At 69.8% G+C, this 23,331-nt stretch carries 23 protein-coding genes; all 23 read right to left on the reverse strand.

Going from position 1 to position 23,331, the window contains the following annotated elements; translation table 11 throughout:
• Positions 1 to 15 precede the first annotated feature (15 nt).
• The 23 genes from ACWHYQ_RS05000 to ACWHYQ_RS05110 all read right to left on the reverse strand — a co-directional run bounded on the left by ACWHYQ_RS05000 (position 16) and on the right by ACWHYQ_RS05110 (position 23,300).
• A complete protein-coding gene (locus ACWHYQ_RS05000; protein ID WP_447974636.1) occupies positions 16 to 2,727 on the reverse strand; it encodes a cation-translocating P-type ATPase in 2,712 nt (903 codons plus the stop codon).
• A gap of 102 nt (positions 2,728 to 2,829) precedes the next feature.
• The gene (locus ACWHYQ_RS05005) at positions 2,830 to 3,837 is read right to left on the reverse strand and encodes a sodium:calcium antiporter (protein WP_447974637.1); all 1,008 of its coding nucleotides are present in this window, start codon (positions 3,835 to 3,837) and stop codon (positions 2,830 to 2,832) included.
• Positions 3,838 to 3,975: 138 nt separating this feature from the next.
• Positions 3,976 to 4,320, reverse strand: a complete 345-nt coding sequence (locus tag ACWHYQ_RS05010) for a hypothetical protein (protein WP_447974638.1) — start codon at positions 4,318 to 4,320, stop codon at positions 3,976 to 3,978.
• Between the two features lie 77 nt (positions 4,321 to 4,397).
• A complete protein-coding gene (locus ACWHYQ_RS05015) occupies positions 4,398 to 5,258 on the reverse strand; it encodes a universal stress protein (RefSeq protein WP_447974639.1) in 861 nt (286 codons plus the stop codon).
• A gap of 106 nt (positions 5,259 to 5,364) precedes the next feature.
• Positions 5,365 to 6,354 (reverse strand): 1-phosphofructokinase, encoded by a 990-nt coding sequence (gene pfkB, locus ACWHYQ_RS05020; protein ID WP_447974640.1) that lies wholly within the window; start codon positions 6,352 to 6,354, stop codon positions 5,365 to 5,367.
• 31 nt (positions 6,355 to 6,385) lie between these two features.
• Positions 6,386 to 7,441: a hydrogenase expression/formation protein HypE gene (gene hypE, locus ACWHYQ_RS05025; protein ID WP_447975523.1), complete on the reverse strand. Its 1,056-nt coding sequence runs from the start codon at positions 7,439 to 7,441 to the stop codon at positions 6,386 to 6,388.
• Position 7,442: 1 nt separating this feature from the next.
• Positions 7,443 to 8,540, reverse strand: a complete 1,098-nt coding sequence (gene hypD / locus ACWHYQ_RS05030) for a hydrogenase formation protein HypD (RefSeq protein WP_447974641.1) — start codon at positions 8,538 to 8,540, stop codon at positions 7,443 to 7,445.
• 18 nt (positions 8,541 to 8,558) lie between these two features.
• Positions 8,559 to 8,861 (reverse strand): HypC/HybG/HupF family hydrogenase formation chaperone, encoded by a 303-nt coding sequence (locus ACWHYQ_RS05035; RefSeq protein ID WP_447974642.1) that lies wholly within the window; start codon positions 8,859 to 8,861, stop codon positions 8,559 to 8,561.
• A 25-nt stretch (positions 8,862 to 8,886) separates the two neighbouring features.
• The gene (gene hypF, locus ACWHYQ_RS05040; protein ID WP_447974643.1) at positions 8,887 to 11,238 is read right to left on the reverse strand and encodes a carbamoyltransferase HypF; all 2,352 of its coding nucleotides are present in this window, start codon (positions 11,236 to 11,238) and stop codon (positions 8,887 to 8,889) included.
• Positions 11,235 to 11,585 carry a hydrogenase/urease maturation nickel metallochaperone HypA gene (locus ACWHYQ_RS05045; protein WP_447974644.1) on the reverse strand — a complete coding sequence of 117 codons (351 nt, stop codon included), beginning with the start codon at positions 11,583 to 11,585 and terminating at the stop codon, positions 11,235 to 11,237. The genes hypF and ACWHYQ_RS05045 overlap by 4 nt, the downstream gene beginning before the upstream one ends.
• Positions 11,567 to 12,046, reverse strand: coding sequence for a hydrogenase maturation protease (locus ACWHYQ_RS05050; RefSeq protein WP_447974645.1), 480 nt, complete (start codon positions 12,044 to 12,046; stop codon positions 11,567 to 11,569). The genes ACWHYQ_RS05045 and ACWHYQ_RS05050 overlap by 19 nt, the downstream gene beginning before the upstream one ends.
• Positions 12,043 to 13,365, reverse strand: coding sequence for a Ni/Fe hydrogenase subunit alpha (locus ACWHYQ_RS05055; RefSeq protein WP_447974646.1), 1,323 nt, complete (start codon positions 13,363 to 13,365; stop codon positions 12,043 to 12,045). The genes ACWHYQ_RS05050 and ACWHYQ_RS05055 overlap by 4 nt, the downstream gene beginning before the upstream one ends.
• A gap of 10 nt (positions 13,366 to 13,375) precedes the next feature.
• Complete coding sequence (locus tag ACWHYQ_RS05060; protein WP_447975524.1) at positions 13,376 to 14,224, reverse strand: NADH-quinone oxidoreductase subunit B family protein; 849 nt, start codon at positions 14,222 to 14,224, stop codon at positions 13,376 to 13,378.
• 27 nt (positions 14,225 to 14,251) lie between these two features.
• Positions 14,252 to 15,094, reverse strand: coding sequence for an FAD/NAD(P)-binding protein (locus tag ACWHYQ_RS05065; RefSeq protein WP_447974647.1), 843 nt, complete (start codon positions 15,092 to 15,094; stop codon positions 14,252 to 14,254).
• Positions 15,095 to 15,100: 6 nt separating this feature from the next.
• Complete coding sequence (locus ACWHYQ_RS05070; RefSeq protein ID WP_447974648.1) at positions 15,101 to 16,225, reverse strand: 4Fe-4S dicluster domain-containing protein; 1,125 nt, start codon at positions 16,223 to 16,225, stop codon at positions 15,101 to 15,103.
• 55 nt (positions 16,226 to 16,280) lie between these two features.
• Positions 16,281 to 17,612 (reverse strand): hypothetical protein, encoded by a 1,332-nt coding sequence (locus ACWHYQ_RS05075; protein WP_447974649.1) that lies wholly within the window; start codon positions 17,610 to 17,612, stop codon positions 16,281 to 16,283.
• Positions 17,596 to 17,868, reverse strand: coding sequence for a DUF2934 domain-containing protein (locus ACWHYQ_RS05080; protein ID WP_447974650.1), 273 nt, complete (start codon positions 17,866 to 17,868; stop codon positions 17,596 to 17,598). The genes ACWHYQ_RS05075 and ACWHYQ_RS05080 overlap by 17 nt, the downstream gene beginning before the upstream one ends.
• A gap of 13 nt (positions 17,869 to 17,881) precedes the next feature.
• Entirely contained in the window at positions 17,882 to 18,847 is a 966-nt protein-coding gene (locus ACWHYQ_RS05085; RefSeq protein WP_447974651.1) for a universal stress protein, read from the reverse strand.
• Positions 18,844 to 19,275 carry a cupredoxin domain-containing protein gene (locus ACWHYQ_RS05090; protein WP_447974652.1) on the reverse strand — a complete coding sequence of 144 codons (432 nt, stop codon included), beginning with the start codon at positions 19,273 to 19,275 and terminating at the stop codon, positions 18,844 to 18,846. The genes ACWHYQ_RS05085 and ACWHYQ_RS05090 overlap by 4 nt, the downstream gene beginning before the upstream one ends.
• The gene (locus tag ACWHYQ_RS05095; RefSeq protein ID WP_447974653.1) at positions 19,272 to 19,793 is read right to left on the reverse strand and encodes a universal stress protein; all 522 of its coding nucleotides are present in this window, start codon (positions 19,791 to 19,793) and stop codon (positions 19,272 to 19,274) included. The genes ACWHYQ_RS05090 and ACWHYQ_RS05095 overlap by 4 nt, the downstream gene beginning before the upstream one ends.
• A 20-nt stretch (positions 19,794 to 19,813) precedes the next feature.
• Positions 19,814 to 20,509, reverse strand: a complete 696-nt coding sequence (locus tag ACWHYQ_RS05100) for a nucleoside-triphosphatase (protein ID WP_447974654.1) — start codon at positions 20,507 to 20,509, stop codon at positions 19,814 to 19,816.
• Positions 20,510 to 20,931: 422 nt separating this feature from the next.
• Positions 20,932 to 21,975, reverse strand: a complete 1,044-nt coding sequence (locus ACWHYQ_RS05105; protein WP_447974655.1) for a hypothetical protein — start codon at positions 21,973 to 21,975, stop codon at positions 20,932 to 20,934.
• Positions 21,972 to 23,300 carry a cytochrome b N-terminal domain-containing protein gene (locus tag ACWHYQ_RS05110; RefSeq protein WP_447974656.1) on the reverse strand — a complete coding sequence of 443 codons (1,329 nt, stop codon included), beginning with the start codon at positions 23,298 to 23,300 and terminating at the stop codon, positions 21,972 to 21,974. Before ACWHYQ_RS05110 ends, ACWHYQ_RS05105 begins: the two co-directional genes overlap by 4 nt.
• Positions 23,301 to 23,331: the final 31 nt, after the last annotated feature.

Raw genomic sequence — 23,331 nt, forward strand, 5'->3', positions numbered from 1 at the left:
ACGACGTGACGAGTCTCAGGAATCCCGCCTCCACCGGATCGCCTTCCACAATTCCATCGCCAGCAGCGGCACCAGGCCGACCGCCATGACCAACATCCAGTGCTTCGGATCGAACGGGCTGACCTTGAAGACCTCGCGCGCCGCCGGCAGCGCGACGATCAGGACCTGCAGGGCGGCCGAGCCCCCCACTGCCCAGATCAACGACCGGTTCGAGAAGACGCCGATCGAGAAGACGGACCGCCGGTCGCTCCGGCAGTTGAACGCGTGGAACAACTGCGCCAGGACCATCACGGTGAAAGTCACCGTGCGCGCCCGTTCGAGGCTTTGGTCCATGGCGAACAGGCAGTACGCGAAGACGAGCATCGTGCTCGCGGCGATGAGCGTGCCTTGGCCGAGCAGGAGCAGAAGCCGGCGGCGGGACAGGAACCGTGCCTTCGGGTCGCGCGGCGGGCGATGCATGATGTCGGGATCCTTCGGATCGGCGGCCAAGGCCAGCGCCGGGAATCCGTCGGTCACCAGATTGATCCAGAGAATCTGGACCGGCAACAGAGGCAGGGGTAGCCCCGACAGGGTCGCCAGGAGCATGAGCAACACTTCGCTGAGGTTGCACGACAGCAGATAGTGGACGGATTTGCGGATGTTGTCGTAGATCGCGCGGCCCTCCTCGACGGCGGCGGCAATCGAGGCGAAATTGTCGTCGGTGATCACCATATCCGAGGCTTCCTTGGTCACATCGGTGCCGCTCAGCCCCATCGCGACTCCGATGTCCGCCGCCTTGATCGCTGGCGCGTCATTGACGCCGTCGCCCGTCATCGCCACCACCGCACCCCGCGCCTTCCAGGCCCTGACGATCCGGAGCTTATGCTCGGCCGACACGCGCGCATAGACGACCACCTGTTCCACGCGATCCGTCAGGGCCTGGTCGGACAGGGCGTCCAACTCGGTTCCCGCGAGCGCCGACGCTCGCCCGTTCACCAGGCCCAAGTCTTTCGCGATCGCGACCGCCGTTTCCTTATGGTCGCCTGTTATCATGACGGTGCGGATCCCCGCCTGTCGGCACTGTCGCACGGCGATCACGGCCTCCGGCCGCAGCGGGTCTTTCATGGCGATGAGCCCGAGAAACACCAGCGCCTGTTCGATCTCCGCGGCTCGCAGATCGGCCGGCTTGTCCTCCAGTTGCCGGCGGGCGACTCCCAACACCCGCAACGCCTCGTGGGCAAATCCCCGGTTGGCCTCGAGAATGTCCCGCCTCGCCGACTCATCGAGCGGCTCGACGGCGCCATCAACCGTCACCATCCAGGTGCATCGTTCGATCAGCACATCCGGCGCGCCCTTCACGAATGCGGTGATCCCGCCCGGGGCATGACGGATCACAGTCATCATCTTGCGTTCCGGATCGAAGGGAATCTCCCCGACGACGGGCGACTGCGTTCCGAGTGATTCCTTCCACAGCCCGAGCTTCGCCGCCGCCACCAGCAGCGCGCCCTCGGTCGGATCGCCGAGCACCTGCCAGACCCCGTCCACCTGGCGGAGCGTCGCTCCGTTGCACAAGACCGCCGCGGTCAGGAGCTCGCGTAGCCCGTTCCCCGCAGGGGACAAGCTCGGGGCGAGGGGGCGAATCTCGCCCTCCGGCGCATACCCTTCGCCGGTCACCTCGAACGCGCGGCCGTCGACGAAGAGACGCGTCACCGTCATCTCGTTCTTGGTTAAGGTGCCGGTCTTGTCGGTGCAGATGACGGTCGTGGAGCCCAACGTTTCGACCGCGGGGAGTCGGCGGATGAGCGCGTGGCGCGCGACCATCCTGGTCACGCCCAGCGCCAGCGTGATCGTGACGATCGCGGGAAGTCCCTCGGGAATGGCCGCGACGGCCAGACTCACCGACGTCAGGAACATGCCGACCAGCGGCTCTCCCCGCCACAGCCCCAGCGCGAAGACCACCGCCACGACACCCAGCGACACATAGAGCAGGAGATGTCCGAGCTGTTCGAGCCGGCGCTGCAGCGGCGTGGCCTCCGGCTCGGCCGTCTGGAGCATGGTCGCAATCCGACCCAGCTCGGTGTTCAACCCGGTCGCGACGACCAGCGCGCGCCCTTTCCCGGCCGCGACGACCGTGCTCATGAACACCATGTTCCGTCGTTCGGCGACCGGGAGATCGTCGCCGGCCAGGACAGCCGGCGCCTTGTCCACTGGCGTGGATTCCCCGGTGAGCGCCGCTTCCTGCGTCCGGAGGGCGGCCGCATAGCTGAGCCGCGCGTCGGCGGGCACATAATCGCCCGCTTCGATCAGGATGACGTCGCCCGGCACCAATTCCTGGGCGGGAATCGCTCGGGCGGTCCCGTCCCGCACAACCCGCGCCGTCGCGACCGAGAGCCTTTTCAACGCGGCCAGCGAGCGTTCGGCCTTGAACTCCTGCACGAATCCCAGGATCGCATTCAAAAGGACGATCGCGAGGATGGCCCCCGCATCGATCCATTCTTGGAGCAGCCCGGAGACGACCGCTGCGCCGATCAAGACCCAGACGATGAGGCTGGAAAACTGAGCAAGGAACAGAGACCACGGTGACGCCGGCGGGGCCTCCGGCAATTCGTTCGGTCCGTGCACGGCGAGTCGGCGCGCGGCCTCCTGCTCGCTCAGTCCTCGATCCAGGTCGGAGGCCAGCTCGCGAACCACCGCGTCGGGCGGCATCGTGTGCCAGGAGACGGGTTTCAGAGAGGGCGCATGGATCATTGATCGGTATCCGCTTAGAACATCGCGAGTCGCGAGCAGCCAATAGCACTGAGCTCTTCGCTGCTCGCTGTTGACTGTATTGTTAGAAGGCCCATGAGCCTGCTACAGAAACAACAGCCACAGTCCCAGGAAATAGCCAACGATGATCACCATGCTGTCCGGCTCGATCAGAAGGTAGCGCTGTTCCACCCGATACATGATCCCCATCAGGCCGACGTTCATCAGCACGATGCTCCACAAGGCCGTCAGCGCGTGCGCGGGAGCGACCGCGCTCAGCAGCGGTCCATCGACAAACGCCACATCGGCGAAAAAGAAGGCCGCCATGTTGAAGGCGTTGCTGCCGAAGAGATTGCCGACGGCCAGATCGAACGCGCCCAGGCGCACGGCCGCCAGTGATGTGACCAGCTCGGGCATGGAGGTCGTGATCGCCACCAGCGACGTGCCGATGAACGTCGCGCTGACGCCGGTCTCCTCGGCGATGGTCTTGGCCGAGCCGGCCAGGAACGGCGCCCCGACCAACAACGCCAGCGCCGCGACGGCGAACCCCGCCGACGCCCGCCGGAGCGCCGCGCGCTTGGCGACCGGGACGTCCGCAGCGAACGCGGCCGCTTCCGCGACCGCTTCCCGGTCCCGCTGACGGCGTTTCACGTCTTCCTGCCGGAAGACGACCCGCATTCCCAACACATACAGGATCAGCAGCACCACACTGCCCACGCCGACGCCCGCATGCTCCACGTCGGCCCGCCGCAGCACGAACACAGCGGCCAACCCGGTCAAGACCATTGCGAGGGAAGCCACGAGCGTGTGCTCGAAGGCGGCCTGCTGCCAGACCCGTTTTTTCCGGTGAAGCAAATCGATCAGCCCCAGCGTCAGCATGTTGCTCATGCCGGCGCCAAAAAGATCGCCGGCGGCCAGGTCCGGCGCGTGCATAAAGCTCGCGCTCATGGTCGTGAAGATCTCCGGCAAGGACGTGGCGGCAGCCATCAGCAGCACGCCGATCCACAGCCGGCCCAACCCCGTCAGTTCAGCGATCCGGTCCCCGTACTGCGAGAGCTTGGTGCCGGTCAGGACGACCACCGTCGCACTCAGCAAAAACAAGCCCCAGACCAAGGTTTCACGTCTCCCCCCTGATGACCGGCTGCTCGAGCGAGCCGGCCACCAAGCATTCAGGCCATTTGAAGCGCGACCCGGGTGTGCCGGAGCGCGGCCAGGATGTACAGCGTCCCGGCCTGCGGGAGGACATCCCGGTTAATTGACCACCCCGTGCGGGCGCATCGCCCGGTGATCCCGCGCCAGCGCCTCGGCTTCGTCGGCGGCCTTTGCGTAGCTCTGGGCAATCGCCCGGCAATGGGCCGCGTGCTGTTCCACCTCGAGCGTGCCGTGCGGCGGCCGATGGCGCTCGTACGACTCCGCCCAGGCCTCCCAGACGCGGGCCTTCTCGCGCAGCGCCTTCGCCTCGTACTCGTAGTATTTCGCGAGGCCGACGTGGTCGTCACGCGCAATCATGTCGGGCGGCCACATCCCGATGCAGCCCTGCAGGAGCAGCCCGAGCCCCACCCCCCAGCATCTCAACGCGAGTCGCCATGTTCGCATGGTTCCGGTCCTCGTGTGCGAAATGTAGAAGACTGCGGGCAGCGCTGTGCCGACCGCGCGGGAGCAAGGCGGAACGCCTACCGCACGATGAGCACCGAGCAGGGGCTGTGGTGAACTAGCTTCATCGAGACGCTGCCGAGGAAGAACCGCGCGACCGCACCATGCCCCTTGGCGCCCGCGACGATCAGGTCGGCCTTCCGCCGCTCCGCGAGCCGGATGATCTCCTCCGCCGCGTGGCCGACCTTCAACACCTCCACGACCCGATACCCGGCCTTCGCGAGCGGCTCCGCGCACCGGTGGACGAGGGCCCGGCCCGCCTCCTTCAGCTCCGGGTAGCGGAGGAACGGCATCACGTGGATCACCGCGACCTCCACGTCCACCGGCACGTCGCTCGGCAGCACCAGCCGCGGCTTGAGCCGACGCAGCAGGAACTGGACCGCCTTCCGGGAGGACTTCGAGCCGTCCGTCGCGAGGACGATCGTCCGGAGCGGTCGGGGTGCGTCCTTCACGACGAGCACCGAGCCGCCCGCGTGCGTCGCGACCTGGCTCGACACGCTGCCGAGCAGGAAGCGGTCCATCGCGCCGAGCCCGCGGTGGCCCAGGACCGCGAGGCTCCCGCGGCCCGCATGCCGCAGGAGCGCGGCGGCGACCGCTCCGCGCTCGAGCAGCACCTTCCCCGCGAGCCCGAGGGCAGCCATGTGCGCCTTGGCGTCCGCCGCCACCCGCGTGCCGTGGGCTTGGGTGCGCCGGATCTCCTCTTGAATGTATTTTTCCGTGCCGATCACAACCGGCTGGATCATGACGGGGGCCCGGAGCGAGGCCAGATCCATCACGTGCACCGCTGCCACCTTCGCCGGATCGGTGAAGGGCATGCGCGCCGCCCACTCCATCGCCCACCACCCGAACTTCGACCCGTCCACCCCAACTAGCACCCTCATCGCCTCGCTCCTTTCGTGGCCCGATCCCTCCGCTCCGTCGCTCACCAAACGTGTGCGCGTTCGCGACGGGTGACGCGTGGCCGGTGACGTTGGGAAGGCATGGCTCTCATCTATGAAGCAAGTTTGCTACCTGTTCCGCGTCACCGTCCCGCGTCACGGTTCTGAGCCTGACCCGCGGCGCGAGCCGCTGCACATCCGCCAACCGGCAGAGCTGGTTGCCGGGCGCGAGCGTCGCCGCGGTGCCGGCCGCGGTCGCGGCCCGCACGCAGTCCTCGAGCGGCTTGCCGCCCGCAAACGCGACGAGGAACCCGGCCACCGTGGAGTCGCCGGCCCCGACCCGGCTGCGGACCCGCACCGCCGGCGGGATCGCCCGAATCGTCGTCTGCAGGCGGCGCGGCCCGCCGGCCACCACCACCAGGCCGCGCCGCCCCAACGACACGATGACGACGGCGACGCCCGAGCGGTTCAACCCGTTCGCCGCAGTGAGGATCTCCGCCTCAGTCTCCAGCCGCCGGCCCGTCGCTCGCCGGAGCTCGTGCAGGTTCGGCTTGATCGCAAACGGCTTCGCCCGCAGGCCAGCCTTCAGGCAGGGACCGTCCGCATCCAGGACGGCCCGGGCGCCGCGGCCCTGCACGAGCGACACGAGCTCCCGATAGGCGTCGGCGGGGATGCCGCGCGGCAGGCTTCCGCCGAGGACGACGAAGGCGTCGCGCAAATCGAGCAGGCGCAAGTGCCCCAGGAACCCCCGCCATTCCTCCGCCGTGACCGTCGGACCCCTGGTGTGCAACAGGGTCTGGGTCCCATGCCGGCTCGCACTGATGATGACGTTCCGCCTGGTCTCGCCCGCAATCGGGGTGAAATAGGGGGTGATGCCCTCGTGCTTGAGCAGGTCCACCAGGATCTGCCCGTTGTGGCCGCCGATAAAGCCCAGCGCCAGGCTGTCCCCGCCCAAGCGCCGGATCGCCCGCGACACGTCGATACCCTTGCCACCGGCGTAGAGACATTCCGATCGTACCCGGTTGGCGTCGTCGAGACGCAGCTCGTCCACCTCCAGGTAGTGGTCGAGCGCCGGGTTCAAGGTGATGGTGTAGATCATAGGGAAGTGAGGGGCGCTGAGTGATGTGCCTTCAGCAGATCCGGGGCAACTGCTCGCCCGAAAGCATGTCCACGACCCGGGTGCCTCCGACACGCGTGGCCAGGACGACGGTGCCCGGATGCTCCGCCACGACTTCTCCGATGACCTCGGCGCGCGCGCCGAGCGGGTGCGCTCGCATCGCCGCCAACACCGCGTCGGCCGAGGCCCGCGGCACCACAGCAATGAGAAGTCCCTCGTTGGCCACGTACAAAGGATCGAGCCCGAGGATCTCGCACGCGCCTCTGACGTGGTCCTCGATCGGGATACGGGTCTCGGCGATCCGCATGCCCACCCCCGCGGCAGCGGCGATCTCGTTCAGCGCGCTGGCGAGCCCGCCTCGAGTCGGATCCCGCAGCACGTGGATTTCCGGGCAGGCGCCCAGCATCCGCCTCACCAGGTCGCCCAGGGGCGCCGTGTCGCTCTCCACGGGCGAGTCGAACTCCAGGCCCTCCCGGACCGACATAATGGCGATCCCGTGCCGGGCGATCGGCCCGCTCAGCAGAATGCGGTCGCCCGGCTGCGCCCGCTGCGGCGCGATCGCGACCCCCGACTCGATCACGCCCACGCCCGAGGTGTTGACGAAGATCCGGTCCGCCTTCCCCCGGTCCACCACCTTCGTGTCGCCGGTCACGAGCAGGACGCCCGCCGCCCGCGCCGCCTCGGTCATCGAGCGGAGCACCCGCTGCAGTTCTTCGATCGGGAACCCTTCCTCGATAATCAGCCCGGCCGACAGGTAGAGCGGCTGGGCCCCGCACATCGCCAGGTCGTTGACCGTCCCGTTGACGGCCAGACGCCCGATGTCTCCGCCGGGAAACACGATCGGGCTGACCACGTAAGAGTCCGTGGTGAAGGCCAGCCGGGTCCCGTTCACGGACAGGATCGCCCCGTCGTGCAGCGGCGCCAGCAGCTCGTTCCAGAACTCAGGCAGGATGAGCCGCTGGATCATCTGCTGGGTCAGCCGGCCCCCGCCCCCGTGCGCGAGCACGACGCGGTCGCCGCCCGAGAGGGGCACCGGACACTGCAGCGAATAGGGATCGCCGTCGGGCATCTCACCCCCCACCCCTCACCCTCCCATACTGATAGTAGGCGGCGCAGGCCCCTTCCGAGGACACCATCGGGGCCCCCAAGGGCCGCTCCGGCGTACAATCCTTGCCGAAGGCCGGACACTCGGGCGGCCGCTTCAGGCCCTGCAGGACCTGGCCGGCGATGCAGCGCGGCGACTCTGGCGCGCTGACCCCGGCTGTCTCGAAGAGCCGCTCCGCATCGAACGCCGCGAATTCCTCCCCCAGGCGGTACCCACTGCGCGGGATCAACCCGATCCCGCGCCAGGGCCGGTCAGCCGGCTCGAAGACCTCGGCAAGGAGCCGCCGCGCCGGGAGGTTCCCCTCCCGGCGGACGGAGCGGGCGTACTGGTTCTCCACGTCCGCGCGTCCCTCCTCGAGCTGGCCGACGGCCATCGCGATCCCCTGGAGGATGTCCACGGGCTCGAACCCAGTCACGACGATGGGCACGCGAAAGCGTTCGGCCAGGGGCACGTAGTCCTCATAGCCCATCACCGTGCAGACATGGCCGGCGGCCAGGAATCCCTCGATCCAGTTCGCCTCGGACGCGAGCAGCGCCTCGATCGCCGGCGGGACCAGCACGTGCGCGCACAGGAGCGAAAAATTCCGCAGCCCGAGCCGACGCGCCTGGAGAACCGCCATGGCGCTGGCCGGGGCCGTGGTCTCGAATCCGACCGCGAAGAACACCACGCGGCGGGCGGGGTGCCGTTGGGCGAGCTGCACGGCGTCCAGCGGCGAATACACGATCCGGACGTCGCCCCCCGCCGCCTTGACGGTCAGGAGATCCGTGGCCGAGCCGGGCACCCGGAGCATGTCCCCGAACGAGGTGAAGATCACCTCGGGCCGCGCCGCGATCGCCACGGCCTTGTCAATCATCTCCAGCGGCGTCACGCAGACCGGGCAGCCGGGGCCGTGCACCAGAGTGATCGCCTCCGGCAACAGCGCGTCGAGCCCGTACTTCACGATCGTATGGGTCTGCCCGCCGCAAATCTCCATGATCGTCCACGGGCGGGTGACTCGCCGCCGGATGATATCCGCCAGCACCGCCGCGGCCCGGCCGTCCCTGAATTCGTCAACATATTTCATGCAAGACGCCCTCAGCCGTCAGCCCTCAGCAAGGCCGTCACCCCGGACAGTTTCGGTCCGGGGTCCACCTGGATGCCGGCGTTCGCCGGAATGACGAAGCTGACGGCTGACGGTTGATAACTCTTCCAGCGTCCGCTCGGCCACGGCCTCGTCGAGCCGACTGATCGCGAAGCCCACGTGGACGATCACGTAGTCCCCGATCGCCGCCTCCGGGACCAGGGCCAGCGAGACCTGCTTCGTGACGCCGCCGAACGACACGGTCGCCGTCCGCAGCGCGTCGGACCCGATGTGCAGCACCTTTCCAGGAACCGCCAGACACATGACCTACCTCCGTGCGCGGGACAAATCAGGGCCGACGCCGCTCGTCCCCCGTCCCCCATCCTCCGTCACTCGTCACCATCCGGTGCGCCGCGACCACTGCCTGTCCCAGCGCTAGGCCGCTGTCGTTCGGGGGCACCCGCTGGTGCCAGTAGGGCTGGCAGCCAGCCGCCTCCAGGCAGGCGACGGCGCGCACGAGCAGGCAGCGGTTCTGAAAGCACCCCCCGGTCAGGACCACCCGCTCCCGGCCCAGCCGTGCGGCCACGCCGGCGATCGCCGCGGCGAGCGTGTTATGAATCCGCGCCGCCATCAGCGGGACAGGCACGCCGCTGCGAACATCGTCCAGCAGGCCCCTAACGGTCGGCTCCCAGTCCACGAGGCAGTCGGGCGTCCAGGGGCTCCCATCCGGCTCGCAACCGATGATCCGGACGGGATACCGTTCGTCGGTCGGGCAGCCCTCCGCCGCAAATTCCAGCTCCATCGCCGCCTGCCCCTCGAAGCCGGCCCGTTGCCGAAGGCCCACGAGCGAGGCGACCGCGTCGAACAGACGTCCCGCACTGGAGGTGACCGGCGCGTTCAGGCCCCGGGCGAGCATCCGCCGGAGGAGCCGACGCTCGGAGCGGTCGAAGGCGCGGACGGGCGCCAAGTCGTCCCGCTCGAACAGGGGGTCGCCGAGCAGCTCGTAGAGGAGCCCCAGCGCCGCGCGACGCGGCTCCCGGACCGCCGCGTCGGCGCCGGGAAGCCGGAAGCGCCGGAGCGAGGCCGCGCGCCGGAACGTCGTCGCGTCCGCCACGAGGAACTCGCCTCCCCAGATCGTCCCGTCCGGGCCGTAGCCCGTGCCGTCCCACGCCACCCCGAGCACCGGCCCCTCCACCTCGTTCTCCGCCATGCAGGCGACCACATGCGCGTGGTGGTGCTGGACCCGGTGGAGGGGCAGCGCCGAGTCTTCCGCGTAGCGCGTCGAGCGATAGCCCGGATGCAGATCGCACGCGACGCGCTCCGGCTTCGTCCTGTGGAGCGCCTGGAGCTGCCCGACGGCGGCGCGGAAGGCGTCCACCGTCTCCGGCCGGTCGAGGTCGCCGATAGGCTGGCTGATGACGACGTTTTCCCCTATGGACACCGCCACCGTGTTCTTCAGGTGCCCTCCCACGGCCAGGATCGGCGGCAGCGGGCGGCTCAGGCGGACCGGCAGCGGCGCGTAGCCGCGCGCCCGGCGCAGAACCAATTCTCGTCCCAGCACCACCCGGACCACCGAATCATCGGCGTGGCGCAGGATCGGGCGATCGTGCACGAGGAACAGGTCGGCCAGGCCGCCTAGCCGTCGCAGCGCTTCCCGCTCGTCCGTGCAGATCGGCTCGTCCGAGAGGTTCCCGCTCGTCGCCACCACAGGCGCCCCCAGGTCGGCGAGCAGCAGGTGGTGCAGGGGCGTGTACGGCAGCATGACGCCCAGGTACGGGTTGCCGGGCGCGACCGCGGCGGCCACGGCCGCGCCCGGAGCGTCCCCCCTCTGCCGGAGCAGGACGATGGGGGCCTCGGGCGAGCACAGGAGCCGGCGCTCCAGCGGGGAGACCTCGCACCAGGCCTCGACCCAGTCGAGCGACGGGGCCATCACGGCGAACGGCTTCTCTTGCCGTCGCTTCCGCGCCCGCAACCGCCTCACCACGCGGTCGCTGCCGGCGTCGGCCATCAGGTGGAACCCGCCGAGGCCCTTGACGGCGACCACCAGGCCGCCCCAGATAGCCTCGGCGCAGCGCCGCAGCGCCTCGTCGCGCGCGGCCAGGACCCTGCCGGCGCTGTCCCACAAAGCCAGGTGCGGGCCGCAGGCCGGACAGGCGTTCGGCTGCGCGTGGAAGCGCCGGTCCCGCGGGTCCTCGTACTCGGCGCGGCAGGCGGGGCACAGGCGGAACCCGCGCATCGTGGTGGCGGCCCGGTCGTAGGGCACCGTCTCGATAATCGTGAACCGGGGGCCGCAGTTCGTGCAGTTCGTGAAAGGATACCGGTAGCGCCGGTCGTGGGGATCGAAAATCTCGCGCCGGCACTCCGCGCACGTGGCGATGTCCGGGAGGACTGCCGTGTCCGCGGGGCCGGCATCCAGGCTGGCGCGGATCTCGAATCCCGCGTATCCGGCCGGATCGAGGAACGACCACTCCAGGCCGTGGATGCAGGCGCGAGGCGGGCGCTCGTCCTGGATTCGGAGCAGCAGCCCCTCGAGGGCGTCCTGCGCCCCCTCCGCCTCGATGCAGACGCCCTGCGGCCCGTTGGCGACCCAGCCCGCCAGCCCCAACTTCGTCGCCAGCCGAAAGACGAACGGCCGGAACCCGACGCCCTGCACCGCGCCGCGCACGACGAGGCGGATCCGCTTCGGCGACTCGCGCGTCATTCGTCTACCACGATCTCCTGCACCACCACCTCGAGCGCGGGCTCGACCGCCAGCGCCGCCGCGCCGCAAGCCGGACAGGGCCGCGCTGCGCCGTCCCACTCCGCGCGCAGCCCGCAGGCCCGACAGACCGCCGCCGTCGGCGCGGGCGTGATCTCCAGCCGCGCATCCGCCAGCGGGGTTCCCTGCGCCGCGAGCGCGAACGCGAGGCGGGCCGCCCCCTCCCCGCCCCCAGCCAGGTGCGAGTGCGCAGCGACCCGGAGGCGGACGATCCGCGCCTGGCTCCCCGACGCGTCGAGCCGCCCTTTCACCAAACGGACGATCTCCCGCATCAAGGCGAGCTCGTGCATGCGAGCCTCTCGACCTCCCGGCGGACCAGCCGGACCAGGCGGTCCAGCGCCCGCGCCACAGCCGGCCCGAGGGAGCACCCGGGCGTGGTCTCGCCGATCTCCACGCCGTACACGATCAGCCGCGGCGGGAGCTTCCCGAGCGCGCCGGCGAGCGCCAGCGCGTCACCGACGCCCCAGCCATGGCTCGACGTCCGGTTCCGCAGGGCCTCCAGAGGGGGCGCCCCGCGGCCCGCCCCCCATGCCCAGCGATACAGCGTGCCAGCCGGGCCGCCGCCCGCAACGGCGTCAATCACGATTACGGCGTCGGCCCCCGCTAGCCGATCCACGAGGACGTGGCCGGCCAAACCGGCTGCGATCACCTCGGCCCGTCCCTTCAGGAGCGGCCTCAACCGCTCCGCGGCCCGCACGCCCACGGCGTCGTCGCCCGCGAGGCCATTGCCGAAACCCAGGACCCGGATCATGTGCGCTCCACCTCCAGGCGCAGGAAATGCGTCGCGCAGGAGATGCAGGGATCGTAGCACCGGATCACCCGCTCGCACCCGAGGGCAGCCTCCCGGTCGGGCAGCGCGAGCACCCGCGGGACGAAGGCGCGCAGGTCCTCCTCGATCCGCCGCTGGTTCTGGGAGGTCGGCGGCACGATCTTCGCCGCGCGCACCGTCCCGTCCGTGCCGACCTCGTAGCGGTGGTATAGGAGGCCGCGCGGCGCCTCCGTGCAGGCGACGCCGACCCCGGCCCGCACCGTCACAGGAACCGACGGGGCCCCGGGCGGTTCGTAGACCGCGATCACGCGCAAGGCCTCCTCCACGGCGTACAGGATCTCGACCGCACGCGCCACGATCCCGTGGAAGGGATTGCGCAGCGGCAGCAAGAGCCCCGTCGCCGCCAGCGCTTCCCGGGCGAGGGGCGACAGCCGCTCGGCGTTGAGGTGCAGCCGGGCCGACGGCCCGGCCAGGTAGGCTCCGCCGTCCAGCGTGCAGTGCAGCGCCGTCGAGTGCGGCACCTGGTGCTCCGCGAAGCGGGCTTCGAACTCGTCCGCGGGGATCTCGAGCCCCCGGCTGGACGCGATCGGCCCCTCGTTGAACGGATACTCGTCCGGCGGCCGGAGGGCCACAAAGGTGTAGTCTTGGGTGAAGTCGGGAAAGTCGAAGCCCGCGACCCACCGGACGGTCTCGACGGCGGCGTCCCGGGCCCACAGCAACTCCTCGCGGAGCGCGGCTAGGTCCCGTCGCCCCGGCACGCGGGAAAACCCGCCCACCCGGACGGACACGGGGTGCACAGACCGCCCGCCCAGCACCTCCAGGATCCGGTTGCCGGCCTTCTTGAGCCGCAGCCCGCGTGCCACCGCCGGCCCGTGGTCCCGCGCCATCTCGACCGCGTTGTCGTAGCCGAGAAAGTCCGGCGCGTGCAGCAGGTACACGTGCAGGGCGTGGCTCTCGATCCACTCACCGCAGTAGAGGAGGCGACGCAGGTCCCGCAGCACGCCGTCCACGCGGACTCCGAAGAGCCGCTCAAGCGCGTGCACCGCACTCATCTGGTAGGCGACCGGGCAGATCCCGCAAATCCGTGCCACGAGGTCCGGCACCTCGTCGTAGTGCCGCCCGACGAGGAAGGCCTCGAAGAACCGTGGCGGCTCGAAGATCCGGAGCTGCACGTCCTCGACGCGATCGCCGCGGACGCGGACCCGGAGGGCCCCCTCGCCCTCGACCCGCGCGAGCAGCTCCACCGCGATCGTCCGGGTCTTCCCGCTCTTCCGGCCTTTCCCCTCTCCCCTCCCCATCATCCTTCACCCGTCACGCGTCCCCCGTCCGTTGCCAGGCGTCGCCTTCGCTCCGGAAGGCGGGGGCCTGGGCGTTGATTCCCCGGAATCGCCGCAGGACCTCGATCGGGATGAGCTGCAGCCCCCGCTGAAACTGCCCGGCCAGGGACGCCGTGTTCGGGGGCGAGCCCGGCCCCTTGGGTCCGCCCTCGGCGGGGCCGAAGCAGCCATAGCAATCCCGTCCCATCCCGGGGCAGATCGCGCCGCACCCGGTCCGCGTCACGGGCCCCAGGCACGGCAGGCCCTTGGCCACCATCACGCAGACGTAGCCCCGCCGTTTGCACTCGAGGCAGACGCTGTGGCTCGGGAGCCGGGGCTGCACTCCGGCGAGGAGATCCGCGAGGACGTGGAGCACCTGCTCTCGGCTGATCGGACAGCCCCACAGCTCGAAGTCCACCGGGACGTGCTCGGCGATCGGGGTCGAGGTGCCGAGGCTCGCGATGTACTCCGGGCTCGGATAGACGGCCCGCTTGAAGGCCTCCACGTGGCCCCAGTTTCGCAGGGCCTGGATGCCGCCGGCCGTCGCGCAGGCGCCGATCGTGACGAGTACCTTGGCCTGCTCGCGTACCTTCGCGATCCGCCGCGCGTCCTCCGGCGTCGTCACGGACCCTTCCACAAGCGCAAGATCGTAGGGTCCCCTTCCCATGCGGCTGGACGCCTCGGGAAAATAGGCGATGTCGAGCGCCTGCCCCAGCGCCAACAGCTCGTCCTCCAGGTTCAGGACGCTGAGCTGGCAACCGTCGCAGGAGGCGAACTTGAAGACCGCCAGCCTCGGCTTTCGCGCCCGGTTGGCGTCAGGTTTCCTTTGAGGTCCTCGAGTCATCATCAGTACATCGTGGCGCGGCCCGCCCTACACCCCCGGCCTGCCCAGGAACGTCGCCACCCGATCGAATCGCATGACCGGGCCGTCCAGGCAGACGAAGAACGGGCCGAGCTGGCAATGACCGCAGAGCCCGATCCCGCACTCCATGTGCCGCTCCAGCGACACATGGATCGCCGACGCAGGCAGCCCGCGCTGGATCAGGATGCCGCTCCCCACCCGCATCATGATTTCGGGCCCACACATCAGCACGATCGTCCGCGCCGGGTCCAGGGTCAGCCGCTCGAACAGCTCCGTGACGACCCCAACGTGGTAGCGCCACGTCCTGCCCGGCTGGTCGCTTGCGAGATAGACCTCGGTATCCGGCTGGCGGCGCCACGCGTCGAACCGCGCCCGGTAGAGCAGGTCGTGGGGCGACTTGACCCCGTGCAGGATCGTGACCGCCCCGTAGGCGGCGCGCCGCCGGAAGATGTACTCGATCGCCCCGACGACGGGGGCGCAACCGAGCCCGCCGGTCACGACGACCACGTCCTTCCCCCGCGCCGCCTCCAGCGGCCAGCCCCGGCCGAAGGGGCCGCGGACCCCGAGGGGATCGCCGCGCTCCAGCCGCCCGATGGCCCGCGTGACCCGGCCGACGATGCGGATCGTGTGCTCCAGCAGCTCAGGCTCGTCGGGATCCGAGACGATCGAGATCGCCACCTCGCCCACCCCGAAGGCGTAGAGCATGTTGAACTGCCCGCCGGCGAAGCGGTAGCGCCGGCGCGCCTCCGGATCGTCCAGCCGCAGACGGTAGGTGTAGATGTCCTGCGCCTCCTTGCGCTTGTCCACGATGGTCGCGGGCATGATCGCGTAGGGGTTCATCGCATTGGCCATCTTCCATCACCCATTCTTCCCGGAAAGCAGCGCGCGCAGCTCCTCGGTGAGATCAATCCCCACCGGGCACCAGGTCATGCAGCGCCCGCAACCGACGCAGCCCGACATGCCGAACTGGTCGATCCAGCTCGCGAGCTTGTGGGTGAGCCACATGCGGTAGCGGTCCTTCACGGTCGGCCGCAGGTTCTTGCCGTGGATGTAGCCGTGCTCCTCCGTGAAGCAGGAATCCCAGAGCCGCGCAGGCTCGGCCCGCCGTCCCTCCAGGTCCGGCACCGCTTCGACGCGGTGGCAAAAACAGGTCGGGCAGACCATCGTGCAGTTCGTACACGACAGGCAGCGCGTCGCGACGTCGTCCCAGCGGGGATGGTCGTGCGCGGCATACAGGGCCTGAGGCAAGCGAGCGCCGTCGAGCCGGCGCGTCTGGCTGCGGGCGCAGCGCTGGATCGCGGCCGCAGCCTCCGCCGCCCGTGCCGGTCCCGTCGCGGAGACGGGCAGCGCGCGGAGCACGTCCTCGCCAGCGGCGGTCCCGGCTTCGATCAGAAAGCCTTCCTCGTCCTCGGTCAGAACCAGGTCGAAGCCGGAGGTCGCGCGGGGGCCCGTGTCCATGGACGCGCAGAAGCAGGTCGGCAGCGCCCGCGTGCAGTTCACCGCGACCAGGAACAGCCCGGCCCGGCGTGCCTCGTAATAGGGATCCGCGAAGGCGCCCCGCAGGAAGATCCGGTCCTGGATCGCCAGTCCGGCCAGGTCGCAGGCCCGCACGCCCAGGAGCGCGGTGGGCGTCCTGGGCGGCGTGCTGGGACGGACGGTCACGCCGCGCCCGGCCCGCTCGATCGTCAGCAGCGGCTCGCGCGGGGCGAAGACGAAGCGCTTGAGCGACTCGGGGCCGTGGACGACGTCGAAATAGCGTGCCGAGCCGGTCCGCTCCAGCCGGTACCGGCCCGGCTCCTGGTGATCCCGCCAGCCGCGGGGGAGGTCGTCCGCCCGGCGCACGTCGTCCCACAGCACGGCCCCGTCGCGGACCACTGGTCCCAGGATGCGGTAGCCCGTGGCCCACAGGACGTCAATCAGGTGTTGCAGGGAGGCGGCGGGCAGGAACCCGGGCGAGGCAGAGGTGGGTCGAGCCGGATCCATGGCCGCATTCTACCCGTTTTCCTTGAGCGGCGCGCAACAGCTTTCTGCGGCCCGGTCAGAGCCCCACGTGGGCGCGCAGCCGGCCGTAGTCGTAGCCAGGCTGGCCGGTTCGGCGACGGCCCGGATCGTCCTGTTCCATCCGGTCAATCAACGCGGCCACGCGAGGGCGCAGGCGCGGGTCGGCCGCGGCATGTCGCGGGGTCAGGCCGTTCAACGCGGGGGAGGCCCGGTCGGCCCACTGGAGATAACAGGTCTCAAGGAAAGCCGCGATCAACCGGCGCGCCGCCTCCGCTGGCACGGTCACCGTGAGCACCGGATCCTCATCGGTGGAGAGGGTCACCTCCGGCAGGGGATGCAGGGGGGGAGTGGCAGCCTCGCCCTGGAAACGCAGCCGATAGCCGAAGGTCGCGGCCAGCTCGTGCTTGATCGCGTCGAGCCGCTCCTGCCCGTCGGCCTCCACCCACAGTTGGGTCGGCGTCACCGTGAGCCGCCCCACCGGCTCCAGCGAAGCGGCCCCGGTCGCACGGCTGAGGAGCACCCAGCTCCCCTCCGGCTCGGCCGTCCAGCCGTCCTGCGCGGACAGCTCCCGAGCCACCCTCTCCGGATCGGCATGCTCGTAGAGAGCCATCGCGTAGAGAATCGGCTCGCCCGCCTCGGTTCGGTACCGGATGCGCGCGGAGGCCTCGGCCAGCAGCTTCAGCCGAGCCTGCGCCACTTGCCAGAGCAGGACGTAGCCGAAGCGCTTGGCGAATTCTCTCCACTCGCCGAGCGCAAAGGTGCCGGTTTCCGTCTCGAGTTCGCGGCGCCACTCGTCGGCACCCTCCTTGATCGCCCTTGCCCGGCCGCTCGCCAGGACGACGGCCGGTCCGGGCAAGACCGCCCGCTGGCTCCCCCGGATGAGCCGCGTGAGGAGCACCTGGCCCGGACGCACCCGGTGGACGGGCGCGCCAGCGGCCGCGCATGCCGTGCGGCCATCACCCAGGGACCGCAGCGTCAGCGTCCCGGCCCCGTCCTCCCGGCTCGCCTCCACGACCTCCAGCAGGTCCATGTAAGAGTGCCGGAGCGGATCGAGCCAGGCTCGCTCCTTGGGCGACACATGGACTTCGACGAGGTCCCGGAGCTGCTCGATCAGGGACAGTTGCCCGTCCTCGGGAAAGAAGTCGACGTAGAGATACAGGAGGGCCAGCCCAACCTCCTCCGGCGTCGGCTCCAGGGGCGCCGCGTCCCCGTACTCCAGGTAGAGTCGCAACGCCCGGCTGAGCGCGATCCGACGCTGCGTGGCAAAGGTGGGGGCTTGGGCCAGGGCCTCCAGCCTGGCCAGGACAGCTCCCAGCTCCGGCTCGGGCACAGCCCACGCCTCCAGCAGGGTGTCACTCACGGGGTGCATGCAACTCCTGCATGACGAGGGCCTCGGCCTCCAGCCAGTCCTCGAGCGCCCGGCCGTCCCCCCGCCCGCGCCGCTCGTACAGCTCGTAGGCCTTCTTCGCGATCCGTGCCCACAGCTCGTCGGGGGTCAGGGCTCGCGCGGCGGCGCCGGCTGTGGCTGGCGCTCCCGCCCCCGTTGCCAGAGCGCCACCGCCCTTCCCACTCGATCGCGCGCCGCGGCCTGTGCCCGCCGGATTCCGCCGTGCCGCTTTCGCCATGGTTCAGTCCCTCCTAAGATCGCGCCCGCTCGCGCTCGAACTTTGGGCTCTTGACCGTCATCACCGGGCAGTCGGCCGCACGCAACACGGCCTCCGCGACGCTGCCGGCCACCAGATGCCGGAGGCCGCGCCGCCCGTGCGTGCCCATGACGATCAGGTCGCAGGCCCGGTCTCGAGCACGCGCCAAGATCGTATCGCCCGGAACCCCGCTGGCCAGCGCCCAGTCCGCGGCCAGGCCCTGCGCCGTGACGACCGCCGCAAGCTCCGCGAGCTTCGCTTCCCACCGCAGACGCAGCGCCTGGCCTTCGGCCGCGCCGCCGAGCGTGAAGTCCAGCCCATAGGCGACCGGCTCCACCACGTGCAGGATCGTCAGAGCGGCGTCGAACTGCTTGGCGGCCAGGATGGCCTGCTCCAGGGCTTCAAGCGAGCAATCGGAGAAGTCCACTGGCGTGAGGATCCGCCGGATCGCCAGGCGATCGGGCGCCGCCTCAGCGGCGGTCCGTCCGGGCTCCTGCCGCCCGCCGTGAGCCTGCGGCCTGCCGTGAGCTAGTCGAACGGTCAGAACCGGGCAGGGCGCCTGCGCGACGAGTCGCGCCGCGGTGCTTCCCACCAGGACTCGCCCCAGTCCTGTGCGGCCGTGGGTGCCCAGCACGATCAGGTCCGTCCCGGCTTCGCGCGCCCGCGCGAGGATCCGCTCGCTTGGATCGCCCACCAGCTCGTGCCCGACAGCCGACACGCCGGCCGCCTTCGCTTGCGCGATCAGCTCGCCGAGTCGCGGCGCCGCGCGGCTCCGCAGCTCTTCCAGATACAGGCGGTTGACCGGATACTCCGGGTCCAGCCCCGGCAAAAGCTCCAGCACATGGACCACCTCCAGCGCCGCCCCGCAGGCGATCGCCAGCCCTAGCGCGTAGAGCTCCGCCGAGGCCGAGGCCTCCGAGCAGTCCGTCGCCAGCAACACGCGCTGCGCCAGGGCCTTCATACCGCGTTCACGCTCAGCAGCAGGATCTCGCCCTTCATCTCCGGATGGATCGAGCACCGGAACTCGTATTTCCCCGGACGTTCGATCGTGAGCCGGATCACCACCTGGCGGTCGGGGTCCACGTATGCGCCGCCGATCCCCGTGCCGTAGGCGGTCACTCCGTCGGCCTCGACCCGGGTCATGGTCCCCTGGAAGATCGCCGAGCCGAAGTCGTGCCGCACTGCATCCTCGTTGCGGATCACGATGATGGTCGGCGTGCTGAGCTGCAGCGGCGTCTGCTTCGTGATGAAGGTGTAGTCCTTGATCGTCACCTGGACGATCTGCTCCTGCTGGGCGGCCACCGGCGCGAGCAACGCCAGGGCCAGCCCCGCAGCCAGGACCAGCCGGCCGCTCCCCTTTCCCCGCCAGTTCCGATGCTTGCGATTCATGTGGGCTCCTTCCTGGGCTCAACGCTTCCCGCCCGGCGGGCCGGCTGGAGCCTCCCGCGCAGCGGCACGCACAACACCGGGCACCCGGCCGTCCGGACCACCTTCTCGGCGGTGCTCCCGAAGAAGATCTTCTCGACGTTGCCCGTCTGGCCTCCGTAGCTGCCCATGACCACGAGGTCCACGGCTTCGCTCCGCGCCGTGCGCACGATCTCGACGAAGGGCGAGCCCTCGGCCAGCAGCCGCCGCACCTTCACCCCGCGGGCCTCCGCGTCGTGGAGCAGGCGTCGGGCGTTCAGGCGCGCCCGATGCCGCAGGCGCTTCCGCTGCCCAGCCTCCTCCGACGGCCGGGCCAGCCCCAGCGCGTTCAGCGCGTCGAGCGTCTTGGTGTCCACGACATGGAGCAGGAGGGCCTCGGAGCCGAACTGGCGCGCCAGCAGCAGCGCCACCTGGAACGCCTCCTCCGAGCAGGGCGAGAAGTCAGTCGGCACCAGGATCTTCGAAAAGCTCACCCGCTCCATCGTCCATCCGCCCGCCGCGCTCATGTCGACGCCCGCGCCCCGGTCAGCAGGAACGCCACCTGCGCCACGAGCCTGTCCCGGTTGTCGTACGTCAGGTGCAGGACCGTCACGTCCGCCCGGGCCTGCAGCGCGGAGACGAACTCCTCATCCTCCCCCGCAGGAATCGTGGCCAGCACGCTCTTGGGTGACGTGATGCAGTCCACGACCTGCTGGCGGAACGAGGCCGAGACGCACTGCAGCCGGCCGATCTCGTCCAGGACGATGAGCTCGATCCGGTCGGAGGCGACCATTTCCTTCAGGTGGGGCACCACCTGCCCCTCCAGCCCACTCAGGTTCAGGGACAGCCTCCCGAGCGTCGTCCAGCCCGGTTTCGCCTTGGTCGAGACGAGCTCCACCACGACCTCGGAACCGCCCCCCACAAGCACCAGTTCTTGGCTGGTCCCGAACAATCCCGCCCGCGCCTCCCGCTGGAGGTACCCGCCCGCGCGGAGGCCGGTCCGCTCCAGCACCCGTCGGACGAACGTCGTCTTGCCGATGCTCCCCGCACCCACGACAAGCACGTTGCGCTTGCGGATCTCCTCTTCCGGCTCCTTGAGGGTGATATCCCGCGTATATTCCACGCAATGCAGGGCCACCCCGCCGGGCATGCTGTACTTCAACTGACACGTCCCGCGCCAGGCGCACATGACGCAGAGCTTCCGCGCGTCGGTCGTCATCCTTCCCTCCTCCTCCCGCCCTCGCTCGCGATCGCCGCGGCCGCCCCTGCAAAGATCGTTCGGCCTCATGCACCGATCGGATTCCGCTGAACAGGGGAGCAAGAGAGGTGCCACCGAACGCCGGCGAGCAGCGACTCGCGAGCAGCCAAAAACTTCAGGATTTCTCAGCCGTTTGCCGGTCGCGACGCTCCGCTCGCTTGCCGCCCGGGGAGTCCTGCTACAGTGCGGGTCCGGCCCACTGTAGCGTTAGACCACAGCCGGTCAAGGCGATGCGAGGCAGGGTCGGCCCTTGCTCGCTCGAGCACGCCGAGGGAGCGGGCGGCCTGAGGACGAGGAGGGCCCTCCGTCCGCCGTAGGCAGGGGACTGGTCGCCTGCACGGAGCAATGGGGGGCCCAGCGGAAGCGCTCAAGAAGAACGCGGGCTAGAACCGATACTCGCCGCCGACGTAGAGATTGACGTCGATGAACGCGGTCGGCTCGAAACTCGCCTTGCGCTCGGACCGCTGAAAGCCCGCCGTGAGGACGAAGCCTTCCGTGATCCGTTGCCGGAGGTCCACCTCCACCTGGTACACATTCTCGTGGCTGCCCCGCCGCTCGTCCTCTGCAAGCTCGCTCGTGAAGTCGTTCCGTTCGTAGTGGAGGCCCAGGCCCACCGAGGTCCGCTCCAGCACCCGCGCGACGACTTCCATGGAGACGTAATGATTGATGTAGGAGATATCGTCGTTGAGCTGGGGCCGGTTGCGGCCGGCGGCCAGTCCCCGTTCATAGTGGTAGCCTAGCAGCAGGTCCACACGGGGGGTGATCCGCCACTCGAGGTGCGGGCCCAGCGTCCAGAAGGTCGTGTCGCGTTGGGCGAAGGCCTCGTTGTAATTGCGCACCCCGTACCGGCCGAGCAGCCGGAGGTTCACCGTCTGGCCGACCTGCTGCTCGAGGTGCACGCTCCCGAACTGAGTGGTGAGCCGCTCGGCCGCGAGCGGCCGGCTCCCGCCGCGCCGGTCGGTGTTCCGCCCCAGGAAGAGGTCCGGCACGAGGAAATAGAAGAGCCGGATCGTCGTGCCGCTCGCGACGCTCTGCGCCACTCCCAGGCGGCCGCTCCCGTGGTTGAAAGCCGAATGGCGGGCGAAGAGGAAGCCCTGAGCCTCCAGCGACAGCTCCGTCTTGCCCCAGGACGACTGGGACACCCGCCGAAGCTCCAGGGACGGCTCATAGACCATGTCGTCGCCCTGCCCCTTGCGCTCGATCACCGGTTGGGTCGGATCCTCCCGCAGCGCCAAGCGCCGGGCGGCCGAGAACAGCGACACGTCGTCGGTGTAGTAGAAGGCGCTCGCGGCCTCGACGGTCACCTGGGCGGCGGCCTCGGCCGGCATGCCCCATGTCCCCCAGGCGCCCGCAAGGCCCACCCAGACCAGCACGCGCAGAGGGCGGGCGGCCGCACCGTCATCGGGCAGAATGGCCGGCGGGCTCACGAGGCCGGCCGCTTGAGACTCAACATATAGCTGGTCAGGTCATGAAGCTGCTGGTCGGAGAGCGGGAACTTCGGCATGATCGAGCCGGGCGAGACCGACTGCGGGTCGCGGAAATGCCGATAGTGCCACTCACGATCCGGACGGACATCGCCCACGTACGACAGGTCCGGCCCGACCGCGCCACCGGTGCCGTGGATCCGGTGGCAGCCCAGGCAGCCGAACTGGGCGACGAGCGCCTTGCCCCGCGAGACCGAGGGGTCCTCGCGCGGCACCGCGTACAGGTCCCTGAGCGAGACGCCGAGGAGCGCGAAGACCACCGCGAGGAACAGCCCTCCGGCACCGAGCGCGACAGGGCGTGCGGTCGGGTGGCGGGCCGGGTTCCGGTCAATGAAGGGCCAGGCCAGCAGGACGAGGAAGAACAGCACCGGCAGCACCCAGGTCGCCAGCGGCTCCAGCGGCCCGTGCACGTACTTGAGGAGCTGGTAGTAGAAGAGGAAGTACCATTCGGGCACCGGCACGAAGCTCGTGTCCGATGGATTGGCCTTGTCGGCGAGGGGGAACGGCACCGTCATCGCGAGCCCCGCGACGACGGCGAAGATCGCCGCCATCACGACCGCGTCCATGTACACCTGGCGCGGATAGAACGTCTCGCTTCCCAGCGAGGCCTGGTCCTCCCGCCAGGGGCCAGCGGGGCCCACCCGGCGCAGAATGAACAGATGGACCAGGATGCCGAGCGCCAAGCTTGCCGGCAAGAACAGGACGTGGACGGCGAAGAAACGGGAGAGGGTCAGGGCGCCCAGCGTCTCCCCGCCGCGCAGCACGCGGACGAGGAGGTCCCCGACGACAGGGACGGTCCCCACCATGTTGATGCCGACCTGGGTCGCCCAGTAGGCGTTCTGGTCCCACGGCAGGAGATAGCCGGTGAAGGCGAAGGCCAACGTGAGCAGAAACAGCACGACCCCGACCATCCACATCAGCTCGCGGGGCGGCTTGTAGGCCCCGTAGAGAAACACCTGGAGCATGTGCAGTCCGATCGCCATGACCATCGCGGAGGCGCCCCAATGGTGCAGCCCGCGCACGAAGGCGCCGAAGGTCACCTCGGTCTCGATGAACTGGATGCTGTCGTAGGCGTGATCGGGCGTCGGCGCGTAGTAGACAGCGAGGCACATCCCGGTGATCGCCTGGAGCCCGAACAGAAACAATGTGGCGGAGCCGAAAACGTAGATCCAGCTCGCGCCGCCCGGGATCGGCTCATCCAGCAGCGTCTTCGACAGCCGCCGCAGCTTGATCCGACTGTCGAGCCAGTCGTAGAGTCGTGAAGCCATCAAATACCGTGACGCGGGACGAGGGATGCGG

The sequence above is a fragment of the Nitrospira sp. Kam-Ns4a genome, assembly GCF_965152595.1.